Raw genomic sequence first — 4913 nt, forward strand, 5'->3', positions numbered from 1 at the left:
TTGAAGGTAAAGAAAATATTACTTGGCAAGCCCTAGAGAACAAAGCCGTTGTCAAACCAGGAGATACCCTTCGTTACACTGTCAAAGGTGAAAATGCTGGGGAAGTGGAAGCTGACAATCTGATGGTTACCCAACCTATTCCTCGCGCTACCATGTATATTCTTGATTCTGCTAGCAACAGCAATGGAGCAACGATAACTTACAGCATTGATAATGGAGAGACTTTTATAGAACAACCTACTATTGAAGTCACCCTTGAAGATGGCACGGTAGAAACTAGACCTGCCCCTGCTTCAGCTTACACTCACGTTCGCTTTGAGTTTCCAGAAGCTCTCGATCCCAAAGCAGTTTTAGAAGCATCTTATGATGTGAATGTTCGCTAGTAATTAGTGATTAGTGATTAGTGATTAGTGATTAGTGATTAGTGATTAGTGATTAGTTGCTAGTTAGTACTTAGAAGTCATTTGTAAATACCAATAAAATCTTGTTAATTACAAATAACTTATAAATCAGGACTCATAAATCGTCAGCATATGCGCTACAGATGGTGCTACTTGAGGTTCGGTCAGCGGTCAGCGGTCGGTGGTCAGCCGTGAGCTAAAAGCTCACGCTACTTGAGGTGCCGTCAGCTGTTGGCCACAGGCCCAAAGCTGATCGCTGATAGCTTACTAAAAATCCTAACTAATGACTAATCACTTAAGCTTATAATTTTGTTATTTTTAGAACATAATTACAGGTAATTAAATAATTTATTTAGTAGTCACTATTACTCATTCAGTTGTAACAGTTTTTATCTGGCTAAATAAAACTCCGTAGTAATAAATTCATAACCATAAATAATTTAATTATAAGTATTAGGCGTTGGGTATTAGGCGTTAAGTATTATGTAAAATTAAAGCAGTTTACAGCCTCGTTGCTGTAGCCGGTTCGCTTCATAATCAGAAGACTACAGCCTAAAACCTAAAGCCTAGAGCAGAATAATTCTATTTTTTTAAAAAAAAGCCAGCATAAGTACTGCCTAAAAAAATCAGCGCAACCCGCGCTATTTTTTGATTATTTTTGCCTGATTTTTATAATTTTGCTTAATTTTTATAAAACTTATAAAACCTAAATTTTAATTTTTATAAAAACACCCAATTTCAATCAACAAAAATATCCAGTGATTTACTATCAAAATGTGCAAATCAACCCCTGACTGGAAAAAACGTTTACCAAAGCTGCTAGCAACAGTTTTGATAGGAGGTGTCTTACCAACATCTCCACCAGTACTGTCGCAAACTCAGCCAGCAGAAATTTCAGCAACAACCGGTAAGACACCGCTACAGTGTACAGCTCCTGAAACAGTAGGAGCAACTGTGATCAATCAAGTCACTTATCGGTACCAAATGCCTCGTGGTCCAAGGGGAAGATTCTCTCGACCTAGTGAGTTATTCATTACTGGTACTTCTAGCAAAGTTAAGAGTGAAACCTCTAAACAAGGAACTCTCAATCTGGTATCTCAGGGGATTAAAGATGGGGAAGGCCAGTTGGTGTTTGGCTTAGGTGCTATGACTGATGCCCTGGAGGATGAACTAGTAACCTTGGGCTTTACTTCAGAGGAAGCTAGCAATGCCAGTATCAAAGCAGTAATGAGTTTTGCTAATTCATCCACTGACACTACCGCTGATCAAGTCATCACTGCTGCCAAAACCGCTATTGAGGAAGCAATACCGAATAAAGCTGCCGTCTTAAATGGGGAGAATAGTCAGGCCGATCAAGTCATGGCTCTAGTCTTTACTGGACTAGCTCAACAGGGCTTAGAATCCATTGGTATTGCTGAAGCCGATGCCACAACTGCCCAAAATACCGCAGCTGGTTTAATCCCAACTGACTTGAGTAGTACTACTTTTACCGATATTCGCCAGCAAGCATTTGATGAAGCGCTCAATGCTATCCCTGAACAACAACAACTCCTGATCCAAGCTAAAGACTCTCTTGAGCAAGACCTAGTAAACATTCAGTCTGGTCAAGGGTCGCGGGTGCAATCGGGAGATATTGTGAGTTTCCGTTATGCCTTGCTTAACACCGGAGATGCAGCGATTGAGATACAAACTCCCCAAGCCAGCGTTATTGCTCAAAGTGGCTTAGTCGGTTCAGCTTCGATTGGCAATGTTACTGTTGAGGGTTTGGAGGAAACCCCGGAAACACTGAAAATCGAGCCTGGGCAGGAGGTGGTGCTGAATGTGCAAGTGGCACTTAACGCTGCTGCTGAAGACAATGATCAGCAAACTATAGCCTTAGGGTTTAGCAGTAATTGTGGTCAAGACAATACCTCCCAAGAAACAGCACAACAGACCATAGCTACTATAGCTCCTACACCTGACCCCAGGTTGGAACTGATTGACCCGTTTGGAGAAATCCGGGGTTGTAACAATGAACTGTTGGATGACTATACCGGATTTAGCGTTGGCTTATTTGAACCAGACCCCAATGACCCCACAGGATTCTTGAGTGCTGTAGAACTGACCACCACTGAAGTTCCCGATGACCCCAATAACACCATTCCGGAAGGGATTGAACCTAATACTACCAATGCCAATCCCTTTTTCCTTAACAATGACGACAATGAAAACCGAGGTAGATACAGCTTTCTGTTTGATCGAGACCGAGGTCAGTTAGAGCAAGGTCGAAGCTACATTTTGGTGGTTAATCCACCCGATAATAGCAACTTCCTACAACGGCGCATTCGCTTGACCATCAATAATGTTGATGAAGCCCAAGGTATAGTTTCCTATACTGCTACGTCTTTAGATGGTCTACCGATTACTACGGATGCCAATCCCACAGAGGTACAGGGTGAATTCCTGATTCGGAATGCCAAACGGGAAGGTCTGGTTTTGGGATTGTTGAATGTAGATACGGGTATTTGTGACCTTGAATCGATTCGGATTACCAAGAGCGCAGACCGAGCTACCGCTGAACCAGGAGATACTATCATCTACCGCCTCTCTTTGCGCAATCTAGCCCGTAGTGCTGTGGTTGACATTGTAGTGACTGACGACTTACCCCTAGGATTCACATTGGTTGAAGATTCTGTCCGGGGCGAGTTACAGCAAGAATCAATGGAGATTGAAACCACACGAGATGGGGCAAGAATTACTTTCAGGGTAGCAGAGCCAATTCCAGAAGGTGGAGTATTGAACATTGCTTATGGGGTGCAAGTCACCCCAGATGGCATCCGGGGTGACGGGGAGAACTCAGCAATTGTTGCTGCGGAACGGGATGACAACGGCTGGGATATCAAAGATGGTCCAGTGGTTCATCGAGTACGAATTGATCCCGGCATTATTTCCGATTGCGGCACTTTACTAGGTCGAGTATTTGTAGACAAAAACTTTGATGGTCATCAGCAACCAGGAGAACCGGGCGTTCCTAATGCGGTGATCTTTATGGAAAACGGTAACCGAATTACCACTGATGCCAATGGTCTGTTCTCGGTTAAGAACGTTCTACCGGGATACCACACTGGAGCTTTAGACCTGACTAGCCTTCCAGGTTACACCCTAGCTCCCAATACCCATTTCAATGAGGGCAACAGCCAATCCCGACTCGTGCGTTTAGAACCTGGTGGTATGGCACGCATGAACTTTGCAGTCACTCCGACCTTCAACGAAGAGGATCAGCAATGAAATTAACTAACAATTATAACACATCTTGTAAACTACAGCTAATGGGAGCGATCGCTGGTAGCGTCACCATGGTGCTGTATCCTGCGATCGCTGAAGCTGAATCAACCCAAGCAGCAGAGGATAAATTACCAGTCATTGACCTGAAGCCAAGTCAACTACCTAGCCTTGATCTCAAACAAGAACCGATCCTCAGCTTCAATCCCGGTCTGGTTCCCTCCCTAAACCAAAATGAGCAATCAACAACAATTGCTCTGAGACAGTCTTCCAGTTTTAACATCAACGATGGACAATTTCCTAGGTTTGATGTGAGGTCAGATCAAGTCCCTAGACTGAACTTGAAACGAGAACCTATCGTTAGTTTCAACTCGACTCTGACTCCCTCACCAATCCAACAGACAGAGCCATCCTCAGACATCGCCCTTGCACCTGTAGTGGACTTGAGTACAAGTCGGCTACCTAGTTTTGACCTACTGCCTGGTCAACTACCTCAGCTAAATTCACCAAAAGCTCTACTTGCTAATCTAGACCTGAAACAACAGCAAAGGGTTAGTCTCAATCGTGTTAATACTGAAGCTAGACAAACTATACCGATCGCAGCAACTAGCTCAGATACTGAAATTACAATCGCACCTGATATCGATATCCAAGTCGGAGACTTACCTGAGTTTGCGGTTAATGGTGAATTACCTAACTTAGATTTAAGTAACGCTCAATTAGACCACCTTCAACTGCGTACGCAACAAACTGTTAGTCTCAATCCTACGGTTAATAATGAAGCTAGACAAACTATACCGATTCCAGAAACTCAGTTAGACCAAGAGATTGCTTATGCACCTGATATCGATATCCAAGTCGGAGACTTACCTGAGTTTGCGGTTAATGGTGAATTACCTAACTTAGATTTAAGTAACGCTCAATTGGACAACCTTCAACTGCGTACGCAACAAACTGTTAGTCTCAATCCTACGGTTAATAATGAAGCTAGACAAACTATACCGATTCCAGAAACTCAGTTAGACCAAGAGATTGCTTATGCACCTGGTATCGATATCCAAGTCGGAGACTTACCTGAGTTTGCGGTTAATGGTGAGCAATTACCTAACTTAGATTTAAGTAACGCTCAATTGGACAACCTTCAACTGCGAGTCATTTCTAACTTTGAGGATGCCCTAACAGCTTTGATGTTGAATCACAGCATTCAATGCTGTGTTATCGGCTACGACTTTCCCCTGCGTTCAAACAACA

General features: G+C 43.2%; 3 protein-coding genes. All 3 read left to right on the top strand.

All coding sequences use genetic code 11. From position 1 onward, the window contains the following. A partial coding sequence (locus F6K20_RS24145) for a hypothetical protein (protein ID WP_287296307.1) occupies positions 1–383 on the top strand: 383 nt, incomplete at its 5' end. Between the two features lie 792 nt (positions 384–1175). Beyond that, complete coding sequence (locus tag F6K20_RS24150; RefSeq protein ID WP_008182445.1) at positions 1176–3668, top strand: DUF11 domain-containing protein; 2493 nt, start codon at positions 1176–1178, stop codon at positions 3666–3668. Beyond that, the coding region (locus F6K20_RS24155) for a hypothetical protein (protein ID WP_287296309.1) at positions 3665–4913 on the top strand (1249 nt) is incomplete at its 3' end. The genes F6K20_RS24150 and F6K20_RS24155, both read left to right, overlap by 4 nt.

This window comes from Moorena sp. SIO2C4, assembly GCF_010672485.1.
Taxonomy (GTDB): Bacteria; Cyanobacteriota; Cyanobacteriia; order Cyanobacteriales; family Coleofasciculaceae; genus Moorena; species Moorena producens.

Excerpts from the sequence above, each read along its gene's own strand:
- F6K20_RS24150 (WP_008182445.1), top strand. The coding sequence starts at position 1,176 with ATGTGCAAATCAACCCCTGACTGGAAAAAACGTTTACCAAAGCTGCTA.